Below are 14371 nucleotides of genomic sequence, written 5' to 3' on the forward strand. Positions count from 1 at the left end.
TCAGTCGTCGTGCAGAATGCGCTGGAACAGGATGTGGTCCTGCCAGCGCCCGTCGATCTTGATGTATTTGGGTGCCATGCCGATGCGTTCGAAGCCGTTGTGGTGGAGCACCTTCTGCGAACCGTGGTTGTGCAGCAGCGTCTCGGCCTGGATGCGGTGCAGCCGCAGATCGTCGGTGGCCACACGGACGACGGCGGCGACGGCCGAGCTCATGATGCCGTGCCCGGCGAAGGCCTCGTCGACCCAGTAGCCGAGGCCCGTCGACTGCAGCACGCCGCGAGTGATGCCCGAGAGGGTGACGCGGCCGATGATCTGAGTGTCGGTGGCCAACACGAGGGGCAGCCCCGTGCCCGCCGCGACGGTCTCGAGCAGCGACGGAATCTGAGCCGCCTGCCAGGTCTTGGTGAAGAAGGCCTCGCTGCGGGTGGGCTCCCACGGCTCGAGGTAGCGGCGGTTGCGCGAGTAGGCCTCGGCGAGTCGCTCGGCGTCGTCGGTGCGGAGCAGGCGCAGGGTGACGCCGGCACGAAGGGGGATGGGCTGCAGCACGCGCTCGACGATACCGGGTGGGCGCGGCCACGTCACGAACGGGGAACGCGGGGTTGCGCCATCCGAAGCAGGGTGCTCGCGCTCGCGCTCGCGTTCGCGTTCGAGCTCGTGCGCACGCGGGTGCTGGGGCTGGTGCTCGTTCGCGCCGGTCACCGCTCGAGCACGAGGGTGTCGCCCGCCGAGACGAGCCGCGCGTCGAGGATATAGACGTAGGTGTCGTCGAGCTGTTCGAGCCGAACGCCGGGCTGCGCCTGATCGACGAACGACTGGATGCGGGGGTCGATGCCGAACCGCGGTGAATGCTTGATGACGATGGCTCGGATGTCGGCCGTGTCGACGAGTGCCGGATCGCCGACGATCTCGTCCTCTTCGATATAGGGCTCGTACTCCCAGGGCGCCATGCCCGCCACGAGCACGTCCCCGTCGGGCGCCGGGTCCTCGTCCAGTGCGTCCTCGACGAGCGCCATCCCCGCGGCACGCTCCTGCCACGTGTACACCGACAGGCGTGCCGCGATGACGACGACGAGCAGCAGCGCCAGGATGCCGACCACGCGGCCGATCACGACGAGCAGGCCGCGGGGCCCGGGGCGCAACAGGCCCGCCAGGCCGAGACCGGCCAGCACCGCCAGCATCCAGAACCACGCGTAGTAGTAGTGGGGGAGCGCCACGTTCGACCCGAAGAGGTGGAAGACGAGCAGCGCGCCGAGGGCCGTGCCGATGAAGACGACGAGGCGTCGCGGGCGGCCGACGACGACGGCGGCGACGAGGCCGACGGCGAGAACGACGGCCGTCGGAACACCCACCCCGACCACCGTGAACCACAGGTTGGCCCACCACGGCGGGAACGGCCCCGTGATGCCCGCGACCGTGATGAGGTGCCCGGCCGCGTTGTGCTCGGCCTGCATCTGCAGCATGTAGCCGACCGCGTCGGTCAGACCCATGGGGAGGTAGAGCGCCACGGCCGTGACGACGAGAGCGATCACGAAGAGCCCGACGTCGCGCAGCACGCGGACGAGGGGCCGGCGGGCGACGAGCAACACGAGGAACCCGACGAGGATGACGGCGGCCGACACTTTGGCCGTGATGGCGAGGCCCATGAACACACCCGAGGCGACGATCCACGGCCAACGTTCGGTGCGGAACCACACCCACGCGGCCGCCATCGCGAACACCGTGAAGGCGACCATGACGGGTTCGAGCAGGGCGAAGCGATCGAGACGCTCGGCGCCGCCCGTGACCCCGCGCGGCAGCAGCAGCCACAGGGCCGCGGGAATGAGGGCGAGAGTGAAACCGACCTCGCGTCGCAGCCACAGCCAAATGACCACGCCGACCGCCAGGGTGAGCAGCCCAACAAAGATGCGGGGCGCGAGCAGTCCTTCGCCGAACATGAGCTGCACGACACCGAACAGATATTTCGCCGTGGGTGGATGCTCGCGGTTGGCGGCGAAGTCGCCGTGCACGTAGTCCCAGCCCGCCTCGACGTAGATGCCCTCGTCGGCGTTCTGGTTGGCCGAGCCGATGTTCCAGAGGCAGAGGTAGGCGCCCCAGAGGAAGACGACGGCGACGGGAAGCCAGCGGGCCCAGCGAGATGATGACGAAAGTTCGGGGGCCGGCACAGTCGGACGATACCAGAGGGTTTCATTAAAGCCCGTCTCTTAAATCCGGCTCGCTAGCCCGGCTCGCTAGCCTTGCTCGGCAACCCGACTCGGGTTTCGTCCCAGGCGCCGCACGGCCGTGCCGGAGGCCCGGTGCCCCGGAAACGACGGATGCCGCCGAGAACGTGTCCCCGGCGGCATCCGTGTTGCGGCGTGTCGACCTACACCCGGTCGCCCGCCTGCAACGGCTGCAGCGTGGTGAAGCGGCTGAGCTGCGTGACGTGCCCGGGCTCGAGCTCCTCGAGCGACGACACCCCGAGCAGCTTCATGGTGCGCGTGATCTCGGAGGTCAGGATCTGGATGGTGCGGTCCACGCCCTCGCGCCCGCCCGCCATGAGGCCGTAGAGGTAGGCGCGGCCGATGAGCGTGAAACGCGCGCCCATCGCGACCGAGGCGACGATGTCGGCGCCGTTCATGATGCCCGTGTCGAGGTGCACCTCGGTGTGCGCTCCGACCTCTTTCACCACGCTGGGCAGCAGGTGGAAGGGGATGGGCGCGCGGTCGAGCTGGCGGCCGCCGTGGTTCGACAGGATGATGGCGTCGGCACCGAGGTCGACGGCGAGCTGAGCGTCCTTCACCGACTGGATGCCCTTGACGACGAGCTTGCCCTTCCACTGCGAGCGGATGAACTTGACCTCTTCGGGGCCCACGGTCGGGTCGAACATGGTGTCGATGAGGGCCGCGACGGTGCCCGACCAGCGGTCGAGCGACGCGAACGCGAGCGGCTCGGTGGTCAAGAAGTTGATCCACCAGGCCGGGCGCGGCAGGGCGTCGATCACGGTCTTGGGGGTGAGCGACGGCGGGATGGTCATGCCGTTGCGCACATCGCGCAGGCGTGCGCCGCCGACGGGCGTGTCGACCGTGACGACGAGCGAGTCGTAACCGGCCTTGGCGGCCCGGTCGACGAGCGCCATCGAGCGGTCGCGGTCGGTCCACATGTAGAGCTGGAACCAGTTGCGGCCGTCGGGCGCCGCAGCCTTGACGTCCTCGATCGACGTCGTGCCCATGGTCGACAGCGTGAAGGGGATGCCGGCGGCGGCCGCGGCGCTCGCACCGGCGCGCTCACCCTCGGTCTGCATCATGCGCGTGAAACCGGTGGGTGCGATGCCGAACGGGAGGGCGACGCGCTGGCCGAGGACATCCCAGCCGGTCGAGACCTGGGAGACGTTCTTCAACACCGACGGGTGGAACTCGATGTCCTGGAACGCCTGGCGCGCGCGGGCCAGCGAGATCTCGCCCTCGGCGGCGCCATCCGTGTAGTCGAACGGGGCCGTCGGCGTGATGCGCTTGGCGATGGCGCGCAGGTCGTAGATGGTGTTGGCCGACTTCAGGCGGCGCTTGCGCGCGTTGAGCTCGGGCTTCTTGAACTGCATGAGGGGGAGGAGGTCGTGCGGTTTGGGCAGACGGCGTTCAACCACGGGGTGTCCTTTCGAGGGGTTCGGTCGGTTCGCGGCCCACGGGTGTGCGCGGCGACAGGGGAAAGTCAGGATGCGGCGGCGACGGGGTCGACGACGGGGTGGACGACGGGATCGGGCGTCGAGCCCGCATCGGGCGAGGACGCGGGGTCTGCGACGGCCACGTGGTCGCCGTGGGATACGGACGTGCGAGCCGCGGCATCCTCGTCCGGCCGCGCGACGGGCGTGCGCCCCGCCAAACCGGTCTCGGCGTAGTAGCCCGTGATGTGGTCGCGCACGAGGGTGCGGGCGGATGCGGCATCCCCCTCTTCGATGGCGGCCACGATGTGGCGGTGCTCGACGGCCAGGCGCTCGGAGGTCTCGGCCCACGACGGCAGGTTGGGCACACCCGCGAGCACGTAGTTCTCGATCGACCCGCGCAGGCCCGCCATGGTCGCCGTGATGACCTGGTTGCCGGCCGCCTCGGCGAGCGAGAGGTGGAACTGCGCGTCGAGCGCCAGGAACTCGGCCTCGGAGAGCTGGCGCGATTCCATGGCGTCGAGCAGCTCGACCGGGCGCGCGAGGTTGCGTTGCGAGTCGCCTGCGAGGTCGTGCACGACCGCGGTCTCGAGCACGAGACGGGTGGCCACGACATCCTGCACCGCGAAACCGTTGGCGGCGACCTGCAGGCGCATGAGTGCCGTCATGCCGCCCGTGGGCAGGGCCACGATGATGGCGCCCGCGGTGGGGCCGGAGCCCGAGGCCGTGCGGATGAGGCCCAGCACCTCGAGCACACGGAAGGCCTCGCGCACGCTCGAGCGGCCGACGCCGAGGTCGGTGGCCAGGGCGCGCTCGCCGGGCAGGCGGTCGCCGGGGCGCAGCCGACCCTGCAGGAGGTCGGATTCGATGTGCTCGAGCACCTGCTGCCAGGCTCGGCGTTCTTCGGTCACGGGGTGTGCCTCTCGTCGTTGATGTGGCGGGCCGTGTGGTAGGACCACATTGTATACAGAGGCGCGCCCCCACGCGCAAGCCCCCTCATGTGCGCAGAACCACGTTCTCGGGCTCGTCGCCGGCCAGCAGGTGATCGATCTGGCGGCGCAGCAGCTTCTCCATGCGCGGCATCATGGCGTCGGTCGCGCCGCCCACGTGGGGGCTGATGAGCACATTGGGCAGGGCGAAGAGCGGATGTCCGTCGGGCAGCGGCTCGGGGTCGGTCACGTCGAGCGCCGCATTCAGCCGACCGTTCGACGTGTGCGCGAGCAACGCCTCGGTGTCGGCCACGGGACCGCGCGCGATGTTCACGAACAGCGCCCCGTCGTGCATGCGCGAGAAGAACGCGTCGTCGGCCAGGTGCCGGGTGTCGTCGGTCAGAGGAACGCCGAGCACCACGACATCCGCGTCGGGCAGCAGCTCGTCGAGGCTCGACAGGGCATACACGTGGCCGCGGTCGTCGTCGCGTTCGCGGCTGGCGACGCGCGTGATGGTGACCTCGAACGGGTCGAGTCGGTCGGCGATCGCGGCACCCACGCCACCGTAGCCGACGAGAAGCACGCGCTTGTCGGCGAGGCCGGTTGCCCGCGCCGGATCCCACTGGCCGCGCGAGGCGCCGCGCACGAAGCGGGGGATCTCGCGCAGGGCGGCGAGGATCAGGGCCACCGTCAGCTCGGCCGTCGCGGTCTCGTGCACGGTGGCCGCGTTGGCGAACGTGATCCCCGCAGGCAAAATGTCGGCCACACCGTCATAGCCGATCGACTGGCTCTGCACGAGCTGCGAGGTGACGTGCGCGAGCGGCGCGAGGCTGTCGACCGAACCCATGTAGGGCGGCACGATGATGTCGATGTGGTCGCGCGGCGGGGTGCCCGAGACATCCCACACGATGACGTCGACGCCCTCGGGCGCCGGGGTGAGTCGATTGAGCAACGTATCGCCGGGCACGCTCACGACGAGGCGGGCGGGAGTGGCGGAACTCGTGGTGTTGTCAGACATCTTTCGACCCTAGACCCGCGCCGTGGTCGGGCGCGATTGGTTGACACGCGGACTGAAGGTGCGGGGCGACACCGTCTGCGCCACGAGCGCTCGCAGCGTTTCGAGGTCGCCGTCGATGATGCCGGCGGCCCGAGCCTGCACGAGCACGTTGCCGAGCGCCGTCGCCTCGACGGGTCCGGCCTCGACGGGCAGCCCGGCGCGATCGGCCGTCAGCTGGCACAGCAGCGCGTTCTGCGAACCGCCACCGACCACGTGGATGACACCGACGCGTTTGCCCGAGAGCTCGCTCGCCGTGTGCACCGCCCGCGCGAACGCCTCGGCGAGGGACTCCAGGATCGAGCGGACGAACTCGGCGCGACTGGCCGGCACGCGCAGGCCGCGCTCGCCGAGATAGGACGCGATGCGGCCGGGCATGTCGCCCGGCGTGAGGAAGCGCGGGTCGTCGGCGTCGAAGATCGAGATCTCGCCCGAGACATCCGCCGCCTGCGCGAGCAGGGAGGGCAGGTCGATGGTCTCGCCGTCGCGCTCCCACCAGCGCACCGATTCGCTCAGCAGCCACAGGCCCATCACGTTGTGCAAGAAACGCGTGCGGCCGTCGACGCCGCCCTCGTTCGTGAAATTGGCGGCGCGGCTGGCGTCGGTGAGCACCGGATGCTCGAGCTCCACGCCCACCAAGCCCCAGGTGCCGCAGCTGATGTAGGCGGCGTCGTCGGTGAGCATGGGCACGGCGACCACGGCGGACGCGGTGTCGTGCGACCCGATGGCCGTGACCGGAACGTGTGGGCCGATGCCCGTATCGGCCTGCACGGCGGGCAGGAGCGACCCGATGCGCTCGCCGGGCGAGACGAGCGGCGGCAGGATGTCGCGCGGCAGGCCGAGCGTGGAGATGAGGTCGTCGTTCCAGGCCGGCCCTGCAGACGGAGCCGCCGCGGCACTCGAGGAGGCGGGACGCCCAGCACGAGCGGCCCCCTCGAGTGCCGTGGCCACACCCGCGGGCCGGAGCAGACCGGTGGTCGACGCGTTGGTGGCCTCGGCCACCTTCTCGCCCGTCAGCCAGTACGCGATGAGGTCGGGGATGAGCAGCAGGTCGTCGGCGAGCGGCAGCGTGCCCGCGCGCTGTTCGGCGGCGAGCTGGTAGACGGTGTTGAAGGGCAAGAACTGCAACCCGTTCTGCCGATAGAGCTCGTCGAAGGGGACGACGGCGTGCACGTCATCCACGCCCTGCTGCGTGCGCTCGTCGCGGTAGTGATAGGGGATGCCGAGCAGCCGGCCGCCCCGCAACAGCCCGTAGTCGACCGCCCACGAATCGATGCCGATGCTCTCGACCTCGGGCGCCTCGCGGGCCGCCTGCGTCAGGCCCGCCGTGATCGAGCGGTAGAGCTCGAGGATGTTCCAGTGGTAGCCGTCGGGCGTGCGCACGGGCGTGTTGGGAAACCGGGCCACCGGGATGAGCGTCAATTCGCCCGCCCCGATGTGCCCGAGCATCACGCGCCCGCTCGTGGCGCCGAGGTCGACGGCCGCGACCGTGCCCCGCCTCGCCGTGTGTGTCGTCATCGAGCTGCTCCTAGCGCAGGAAGGCGGCCGCGACACCCGCGTCGACCGGGATGTGCAAACCGGTCGTGTGCGAGAGGTCGCTCGTGCACAAAACGTACACCGCGTTGGCCACGTTCTCGGGCACGACCTCGCGCTTCAGGATGGTGCGCTGGGCATAGAACTTGCCCAGGTCCTCTTCTTCGATGCCGTAGGTCTTGGCCCGGTTGGCGCCCCAACCCGAGGCGAAGATGCCGGACCCGCGCACCACGCCATCCGGGTTGATGCCGTTGACCTTGATGCCGTATTCGCCGAGCTCGGCGGCCAGGAGGCGCACCTGGTGGGCCTGGTCGGCTTTGGTCGCCGAGTAGGCCACGTTGTTGGGGCCCGCGAACACCGAGTTCTTCGACGAGATGTAGACGATGTCGCCGCCGAGCTTCTGCGCGATGAGCACGCGGGCGGCGGCCTTCGATACGAGGAACGAGCCCTTGGCCATGACGTTGTGCTGCAGGTCCCAATCGGCGACCGTCGTCTCGAGCAGGGGGCGCGAGAGCGACAGGCCGGCGTTGTTGACCACGAGGTCGAGCCCGCCGAAGGCCAACAGCGTTTCGTTGATGGATGCTTCGACGGCGGCCTCGTCCGAGACATCCGCCTGCACGCCCACCGCCACATCGGCGTTGCCGATCTCCGCGGCCGCGGCCCGCGCCTTCTCGAGCGACAGGTCGGCGATGACGACGACGGCGCCCTCGGCGGCGAGGCGCGTGGCGATGGCCTTGCCGATGCCCGACGCGGCGCCCGTGACGAGCGCGATGCGCGTGGCGAGCGGCTTGGGCTTCGGCATGCGCTGCAGCTTGGCCTCTTCGAGCGACCAGTACTCGATGTTGAACTTCTCGGCTTCGTTGATGGGGGCGTAGGTCGAGAGCCCCTCGGCTCCGCGCATGACGTTGATGGCGTTGACGTAGAACTCGCCGGCCACGCGAGCCGTCTGCTTGTCCTTGCCGTAGCTGAACATGCCGACGCCCGGGATCAGGACGATGAGGGGGTCTGCGCCGCGGATGGCGGGCGAGTCATCCTTCTTGTTCCTGTCGTAATAAGCCTGGTAGTCGGCGCGGTACTGCTCGTGCAACTCCTCGAGGCGCGCGATGCTGTCCTCGATGCTGGCGTCTGACGGCAGGTCGAGCACGAGCGGCTTGACCTTGGTGCGCAAGAAGTGGTCGGGGCAGCTGGTGCCCAGGGCGGCGAGGCGCGGGTGCTCGCTGCTGGCCAAGAAGTCGAGCACGACATCCGCGTCGGTGAAGTGGCCGACCTGCGGCTTGTCGGTCGAGGCGATGCCGCGGATGACGGGGGCCAGGGCCGCCGCTTTGGCGCGACGTTCGGCGGGGCTGAGGGCCGCATAGCCTTCGAGGGGGGCGCCGAACGGCTCGGCCTTGGAGTTCTCGGCGATGTAGGCGGCGGCCGTGTCGATGATCCACAGCGAGTTCTTCTCGGACTCTTCGCTCGTCTCGCCCCAGGCCGTGATGCCGTGGCCGCCGAGGATGCAGCCGATCGCCTGCGGGTTCTCGCGCTTCAGGGCCGCGATATCGAGGCCGAGCTGAAAACCGGGGCGACGCCACGGCACCCAGACGACTGTGTCGCCGAAGATCGTGCGCGTGAGCTCTTCGCCGTCGGCCGCCGTGGCGATGGCGATGCCCGAGTCGGGGTGCAGGTGGTCGACGTGTTTCGCGTCGACGAGGCCGTGCATGGGGGTGTCGATCGAGGGGGCCGCACCGCCCTTGCCGTGCAGCGTGTAGTCGAAGGCGGCGACCATCTCGTCTTCGCGCTCGACGCCCGGGTAGGTGTTCTGCATGGCGCGCAGGCGGTCGAGGCGCAGCACCGCGAGGCCCTTCTCGGTGAGCGTGCCGAGGTCTCCGCCCGAACCCTTCACCCAGAGCAGCTCGACCTCTTCGCCCGTGACGGGGTCGATGGCCGTGCCCTTGGCCGACGTGTTGCCGCCCGCGTAGTTGGTGTTCTTCGGGTCGGCGCCCAGGCGGTTGCTGCGGGCGATGAGCTCGGCGGCGGCCGGGTTGGTGGGCTCGGTGGTGCTGTGCGACATGCAAACTCCCTTGTTGGCGCGCGCGGCGCTCAGTGTGCGAACGTGTTAAGTATCACAGCACTTAACAAGTGGCGCAAGTGTGGAGTTGATTACACATCGGTAATGACGGGATGCTCTATACCTTTTCGGTAATAACGGTTAGGCTTATTACAGATACGTAATAGGAGGGGTATGAGAGCCCGGATCAGATCTGCCGCCGACCTCGGCGACCTCGTGCGTCGAATTCGCTCGCAGAACGGGATGTCGCAGGCTCAGCTCGCGGATGCATTGGGCTCCACCCAGCGCTACATCTCCGAGCTCGAGAGCGGCAAGGCGAAGCGCGCCGACGAGCGCTACTTCGACCTCCTGGCGCGCCTCGGCATCGACCTCACGGCCCAGACCCGCGATGAGCCCACCGATGGACGGTGACAAGCAAGGTCTGGTGGTCCGGCTCTACGGCACCCGCATCGGAACGCTGGGCGTCGACGAAGCCGGAGCCGTCCGGCTGGCATGGACCGACGACGCATCCGAGCGGTGGCGGTTGCGGGACACCCCGCTCTCGATGTCTCTTCCGGTCGGCGCGGACGCGGCCGACGCCGCACCCTTCTTCGGTGGGCTGCTTCCCGAGGGGCTCTGGCTGGAACGCTTGGCCGCCGAAGTTCACGTCGCGAGCAACAACGTCGTGGGCATGCTGGCCGAGGTCGGAGCCGACCTGGCCGGTGCGCTCAGTGTGGGGCGTGCGCGCGATCCCGAGGAGCCCCGGCGCCTAGATGCCGACGAACTCGATGCGATCTTGTCGCGGGCATCCGGCTTCTTGCTCGGCGGTGGCGGTTCCGCGCTTCCCGGGTTCCAGCGCAAGGTGACGCTCACTCGACGCGAGGGAGCCTGGTTCGCCGGGCGCGGAAGCATCCCGTCTACGCACATTCTCAAACCGGTTGACGCGGAGAGCGTGGCCTTGGCGGATGGGGAGAACTTCGTCCTCGGTATTGCGCGCTCGATGGGGCTTCTCGCCTATGAGTCGTGGGTCGAGACCATCGGGGCCCGAACGGTCTTGGTGATCGAGCGTTACGATCGCCGCGCGGTGCCGGGCGGGACCGAGCGAATCCATCAAGAAGACTTCGCGCAAGCCTTGGCCCTGCCCTGGGGAGGGGACGATAAATTCGAGCGTCAGAATCCTGGTGCCAATATGCGCGCGATCGCTGCGATCCTCGACCGAGATCGCACGATTTTCTCGACCAGTGAGCCCGACCGCGAGACGCTCTTGCGCTACACCGTGTTGAACGTGGCCTCCGGGAACACCGACGCGCACATGAAGAACTTTTCCCTCATGCACCACGAGGATGGGAGCGCCGCACTGGCTCCTTTCTACGATGCCTCGCCGCTCGCTCTCGCCTATGAAGCGCCGCAGGGGATGGCAATGTCGATCGCTGGTGAATCCCAGATCGGCGCCATCACGAGAGATCACCTCATCGATGAGGCGCAAAGCTGGGGCGTTCGTCCGGCGCGCGCACGCGAGGTCATCGACGAGTCGCTCGAGCAGATCATCGATGCGACCCGGCGCGTCGTGGCACCCGCTTCGATCGAAAAGCACGTGCCGGGCTACATCCGCGGCCAGGCGCAGAACCTCCTCGACGGTCAGCCGGCCCGGCTGCGCACATCCCTGCCCTACATGCTCATGCCGCGCCTCTGACGCCACTCGCGGGTGGCGGTGTCGCCAGGATCGATGCGGCGCGCGGCAAATCTGGCTACGCTCGCCGGAAGGGGGTTCGATGATGAGAAAGCACAGGGGTTTTCGCGCGAGTGGGTGGGTGGCTGGGGCCGTTGTGCTCGGGGTGGCGCTAGTGGGATGTTCGGCGCCGGCCGTGCAGGTGTCGGATCTCGAGCGTGCGGCTTCCGCGGATGATGCGCTGCCCGCGGCGGTGACATCCGACATGACCGAGAGGGTCGATGTCGAGACGGTTCGCTTCGTCGGGGAACGGGCCGGATTCCGTGTTTATCTCGGCGAGTCGACGGACGAAGGGTATTGCATCCTGTTGACCGGGCCGGACGGCACAGACGGCCGTGTCGGATGCGGCGGGGGAGGCGGTGTCGTCGACAACGAGCTGCAGGTCGAGCAGAACGCCTTCCGGTCGGCCTCGGATGGCGTGTCGCCCGGCGACGACTGGGAGGCGATCAGCGAGAACGTCTACTACCGTGAGGTTCCGATCGAGACGCCGACGGACGACTAGCGCGGGGCCAGCGCGGCCAGAGCCGCCTCGGCGGGAGAGCCCGTCGGCACGACGCAGACGATGGACGCCTGGCCGGCTGCGAGGGTTACGGTCGAGGCGCCCACGAAGCGCGGGTGCGGGGCGACCGACGCGGCCGCGAGGCGGTCGAGGGGCACGATGCGGCGCGACTCCGAGAGGGCGGGGCGTTTGCCCGGGACGACCCAGTCCCGGCGGGACACGATCGAGAGTTCGGTGTCGCTGATGCTCACGATGGCGCCCTGCAGGGTGGCGCGTCGCACCCACAGAATGAGCTGGTCGACGACACCGCCGGATGTCGCGAGGCGCTGGTTGGGGTGCGCGGCCACGACACGCAGCCACGGCTCTTTCGCCGCGATCTCGCGGTAGGCGGCTACCAGACCGTTGCCGTCGCGCCCGAGTTCGCCACGTTCGAGCGGTGGGCGCGACGCGATCTCGGGATGCGGCACGAGGGTGGGCGCAACGAGCCGGCGCAGCTCGTCGGTGAGCGACGCGATGGTCGCGCGCGATGAGCCGTTGTAGGGAACCCGCACGCTGTCGCCATCCATCGTGTGCACCGTGAAGAGGCCGTCGAGCAGCTCGACGCTGTCCTCGAAGGCCGCGATGTCGGCGTAGCGGATGACGCGTGTGGTGAAACATGCCTCCTCGCGTCGCAGCACCGTGAAAGCGTGGGGTTCGACGATGAGCAGCAGGTCGTAGAGGTCCATCGCGGGGTTGGCGTCGCGCCGGGCGATGTTGCGAGGAACTTTGAGGACGACGATCGCGGCGCCCAGGTCGAAACGGTGGGCACGGAACAGCCGCGGGATGGCCGATTCGGTGGAGACCTGGTCGATCCAGGGCCCGAAGGCGTCGAATTCGGTCGTGTCTGCGAGTGTCATGGTCGTTCCTCTGCGGCGCTGGAGAAGGGGCCGGGATCGCAGTACGGGCGCGACAAAAGGCCTGAGCGAAGCCTAACCCCCGTTCCGCCGCCACGGTGGGTGCCTCGATCGAGCACCGCCTCGAGACGGCCGTTCAGTGCGGCGCGCTGGCGTGCACGGTGGACGGCGACTGGGAAGCGGCGCCGACTCGCGCCGATGTGACGCCCGCATCCGACAAAAGCCGGAAGTTGTGCACGGGTGGTCACCGCGAGGCCTTTTTGGTCGGAGTCCGGCAAATGGCATGAGAAAGTGTCATAAGTACCGCTGACCGCACGAAAACGAGAACGCATGCCCTTCCGGAGTAAGTCCACGCTCGAGTCCTGGCTCGAAGAGTTTCGTTCCGTGCGCAACGACGGCGACCTCATCCGCGTGATCATCCAGGACGGTGCCGACGGGGCCGACACGGGTCTCGTCATGGTTCCGCTCGCCAATGTGAGCACCGCTATCGTCATGGAACCCGTCAGCGCGGGCGACTCGCACTGGATCATCCGGTTCGAGGCCCGCTCGGATGCGTTCGACCTCACCGCCCAGAACCTGCACGGGCTGTCGGCCGAACTCGCGGTCGCAGCGGCGCTCTGCGACTTCTTCGAACGCAAGTCCATCGGCCACCTCGAAGACTGACCGTCGGTGACTAGCGCGTCGACGCCGTCACGCGAGCGCGTTCCTCTGCCACGAGCGCGTTCATACGCGCTCGTTCGGCCTTGCCGTACGTCTCCCGCGTGATCAGGATGCCGATGAGGCCCACGACGGCGGCGAACATGTAGAGCAGCGAGGCGCCCGGCCATCCGAGCCAGCCGACAAGTGCGGCGGCCAGCAGCGGCGCGAATCCGCCGAGAGCCGCGGCGATCTGGTAGCCCAGCGAGGTGCCGGACGTGCGCGTCGAGGTGCCGAACTGCTCGGTCAGCAACGAGCCCTGCGTTCCCGTGAGAGACGCGTGGATGAAGCCGATGCCGAAGATAAATACGGCCACGACGAGCGCGGGGGTGCCGTCGTTGGTCAGGAGATACATGGGGAAAGCGAACAGGATGGCGACGACGCATCCGACGATATAGATGGGGCGCCGGCCGATGCGGTCGGTGAGCGACCCCGCCAGGAATGTCACGACGATCGCGATGAGGCTCGCGGCCGTGATCGCGCCCAATGCGGTGGGCCGGATGTCGGGGTACCGCTCGGTGAGATAGTTCAGCAGGTAGGTGGCCGTCGAGTAATAGGCGAACGATTCGACGATGCGCAGGGCGATGACGCGCAGGATGCTCTTCCAGTCGCGGCGGATGGTCGTGAGGAACGGGTTCTTCTCGATGCGCCCCTCGGCCTTCGCCTCTTCGAACTCGGGCGACTCGGACAGACGGGATCGCACGACCAGAGCGACGACGACGAGCACGGCGCTCAGAAGGAACGGGATGCGCCAGGCCCAGTCGCCCTCGAGGTTGGCGCACACGAGGAACATGCCGCTCGCCAGCGCGATGCCGAGCGGGTTGCCCGACTGGGGGATGGCGGCGTACATGCCGCGCCGGTTCCAGGGGGCGTGTTCGTAGGCCATGGTGATGGCCCCGCCCCATTCGGCGCCGAAGGCGAGTCCCTGGATCATGCGGATGATGACGAGCAGGATGGGGGCGATGACGCCAACGGTCGCGTAGGTCGGCAGCAGGCCGATGAGGAACGTGGCGCCGCCCATGACGAGCATGGCTCCGACGAGCACCGGTTTGCGACCGAATTTGTCGGCCAGGTAGCCGCCGATCGCGCCGCCAAGGGGGCGCATGAGGAAGCCCACCGCCAGCGTGGCGAAGGAGAGGAGCGTGCCGACGAAGCGGTCGCTCTCGGGAAAGAAGACGGCGCTGAAGTAGAGGGCCGATGCCGTGCCGTAGGCGATGAAGTCGTAGTTCTCCACGCTCGTGCCGAGCGCGGCGGCGATTGCGGTCTTGTTGCGGTCTTTCGAGCCGAGCGGGGACTGTTGCGTGGTCGCCGGTCCGGCGGGGCTCGTGGGATGCGTGGGGTCTGTGGCGTTTGTCACGGGTGGATCTCCTTTGAT

General features: G+C 68.6%; 13 protein-coding genes. 4 read left to right on the forward strand and 9 right to left on the reverse strand.

The features are described from left to right. From ACUWEX_RS02720 to ACUWEX_RS02750, 7 genes are all read right to left on the reverse strand, one after another. Positions 1 to 699 carry a GNAT family N-acetyltransferase gene (locus ACUWEX_RS02720; RefSeq protein WP_445997042.1) on the reverse strand — a complete coding sequence of 233 codons (699 nt, stop codon included), beginning with the start codon at positions 697 to 699 and terminating at the stop codon, positions 1 to 3. Continuing rightward, positions 696 to 2162: an ArnT family glycosyltransferase gene (locus ACUWEX_RS02725; RefSeq protein ID WP_445997043.1), complete on the reverse strand. Its 1467-nt coding sequence runs from the start codon at positions 2160 to 2162 to the stop codon at positions 696 to 698. Before ACUWEX_RS02725 ends, ACUWEX_RS02720 begins: the two co-directional genes overlap by 4 nt. 200 nt (positions 2163 to 2362) lie before the next feature. After that, complete coding sequence (locus ACUWEX_RS02730; protein WP_445997044.1) at positions 2363 to 3619, reverse strand: alpha-hydroxy acid oxidase; 1257 nt, start codon at positions 3617 to 3619, stop codon at positions 2363 to 2365. A 65-nt stretch (positions 3620 to 3684) separates the two neighbouring features. After that, positions 3685 to 4545, reverse strand: coding sequence for a FadR/GntR family transcriptional regulator (locus ACUWEX_RS02735; protein WP_445997045.1), 861 nt, complete (start codon positions 4543 to 4545; stop codon positions 3685 to 3687). An 85-nt stretch (positions 4546 to 4630) separates the two neighbouring features. Then, positions 4631 to 5581, reverse strand: coding sequence for a 2-hydroxyacid dehydrogenase (locus tag ACUWEX_RS02740; RefSeq protein WP_445997046.1), 951 nt, complete (start codon positions 5579 to 5581; stop codon positions 4631 to 4633). A 9-nt stretch (positions 5582 to 5590) separates the two neighbouring features. Then, positions 5591 to 7135: a rhamnulokinase gene (locus tag ACUWEX_RS02745; protein WP_445997047.1), complete on the reverse strand. Its 1545-nt coding sequence runs from the start codon at positions 7133 to 7135 to the stop codon at positions 5591 to 5593. A 10-nt stretch (positions 7136 to 7145) separates the two neighbouring features. Continuing rightward, a complete protein-coding gene (locus ACUWEX_RS02750; protein ID WP_445997048.1) occupies positions 7146 to 9203 on the reverse strand; it encodes a bifunctional aldolase/short-chain dehydrogenase in 2058 nt (685 codons plus the stop codon). A gap of 171 nt (positions 9204 to 9374) precedes the next feature. Between ACUWEX_RS02750 and ACUWEX_RS02755 the strand changes: the two genes are divergently transcribed. The 3 genes from ACUWEX_RS02755 to ACUWEX_RS02765 all read left to right on the forward strand — a co-directional run bounded on the left by ACUWEX_RS02755 (position 9375) and on the right by ACUWEX_RS02765 (position 11410). Beyond that, complete coding sequence (locus ACUWEX_RS02755; RefSeq protein ID WP_077054209.1) at positions 9375 to 9611, forward strand: helix-turn-helix domain-containing protein; 237 nt, start codon at positions 9375 to 9377, stop codon at positions 9609 to 9611. Next, complete coding sequence (locus tag ACUWEX_RS02760) at positions 9601 to 10872, forward strand: type II toxin-antitoxin system HipA family toxin (protein WP_445997049.1); 1272 nt, start codon at positions 9601 to 9603, stop codon at positions 10870 to 10872. The genes ACUWEX_RS02755 and ACUWEX_RS02760 overlap by 11 nt, the downstream gene beginning before the upstream one ends. Before the next feature lie 241 nt (positions 10873 to 11113). Next, on the forward strand, positions 11114 to 11410 hold the full coding sequence (locus ACUWEX_RS02765; RefSeq protein WP_445997050.1) for a hypothetical protein: 297 nt from the start codon (positions 11114 to 11116) through the stop codon (positions 11408 to 11410). Here the strand turns inward: ACUWEX_RS02765 and ACUWEX_RS02770 are convergent. Continuing rightward, positions 11407 to 12303, reverse strand: a complete 897-nt coding sequence (locus ACUWEX_RS02770; protein ID WP_445997051.1) for a hypothetical protein — start codon at positions 12301 to 12303, stop codon at positions 11407 to 11409. The two genes, ACUWEX_RS02765 and ACUWEX_RS02770, sit on opposite strands and share 4 nt — an antisense overlap. A 327-nt stretch (positions 12304 to 12630) precedes the next feature. On the opposite strand from ACUWEX_RS02770, the gene ACUWEX_RS02775 reads away from it, so the two are divergent. Beyond that, on the forward strand, positions 12631 to 12963 hold the full coding sequence (locus tag ACUWEX_RS02775; protein WP_079726746.1) for a hypothetical protein: 333 nt from the start codon (positions 12631 to 12633) through the stop codon (positions 12961 to 12963). A 10-nt stretch (positions 12964 to 12973) separates the two neighbouring features. On the opposite strand, the gene ACUWEX_RS02780 is transcribed toward ACUWEX_RS02775, so the two are convergent. After that, a complete protein-coding gene (locus tag ACUWEX_RS02780; RefSeq protein WP_445997052.1) occupies positions 12974 to 14353 on the reverse strand; it encodes an MFS transporter in 1380 nt (459 codons plus the stop codon). Between the last annotated feature and the right edge of the window lie 18 nt (positions 14354 to 14371).

It is taken from the genome of Okibacterium fritillariae, from assembly GCF_052783725.1.

Coding starts and splice junctions, on each gene's coding strand:
- ACUWEX_RS02740 (WP_445997046.1), bottom strand. CDS start 5,581: ATGTCTGACAACACCACGAGTTCCGCCACTCCCGCCCGCCTCGTCGTG.
- ACUWEX_RS02745 (WP_445997047.1), bottom strand. CDS start 7,135: ATGACGACACACACGGCGAGGCGGGGCACGGTCGCGGCCGTCGACCTC.
- ACUWEX_RS02750 (WP_445997048.1), bottom strand. CDS start 9,203: ATGTCGCACAGCACCACCGAGCCCACCAACCCGGCCGCCGCCGAGCTC.
- ACUWEX_RS02755 (WP_077054209.1), top strand. CDS start 9,375: ATGAGAGCCCGGATCAGATCTGCCGCCGACCTCGGCGACCTCGTGCGT.
- ACUWEX_RS02760 (WP_445997049.1), top strand. CDS start 9,601: ATGGACGGTGACAAGCAAGGTCTGGTGGTCCGGCTCTACGGCACCCGC.
- ACUWEX_RS02765 (WP_445997050.1), top strand. CDS start 11,114: ATGACCGAGAGGGTCGATGTCGAGACGGTTCGCTTCGTCGGGGAACGG.
- ACUWEX_RS02770 (WP_445997051.1), bottom strand. CDS start 12,303: ATGACACTCGCAGACACGACCGAATTCGACGCCTTCGGGCCCTGGATC.
- ACUWEX_RS02775 (WP_079726746.1), top strand. CDS start 12,631: ATGCCCTTCCGGAGTAAGTCCACGCTCGAGTCCTGGCTCGAAGAGTTT.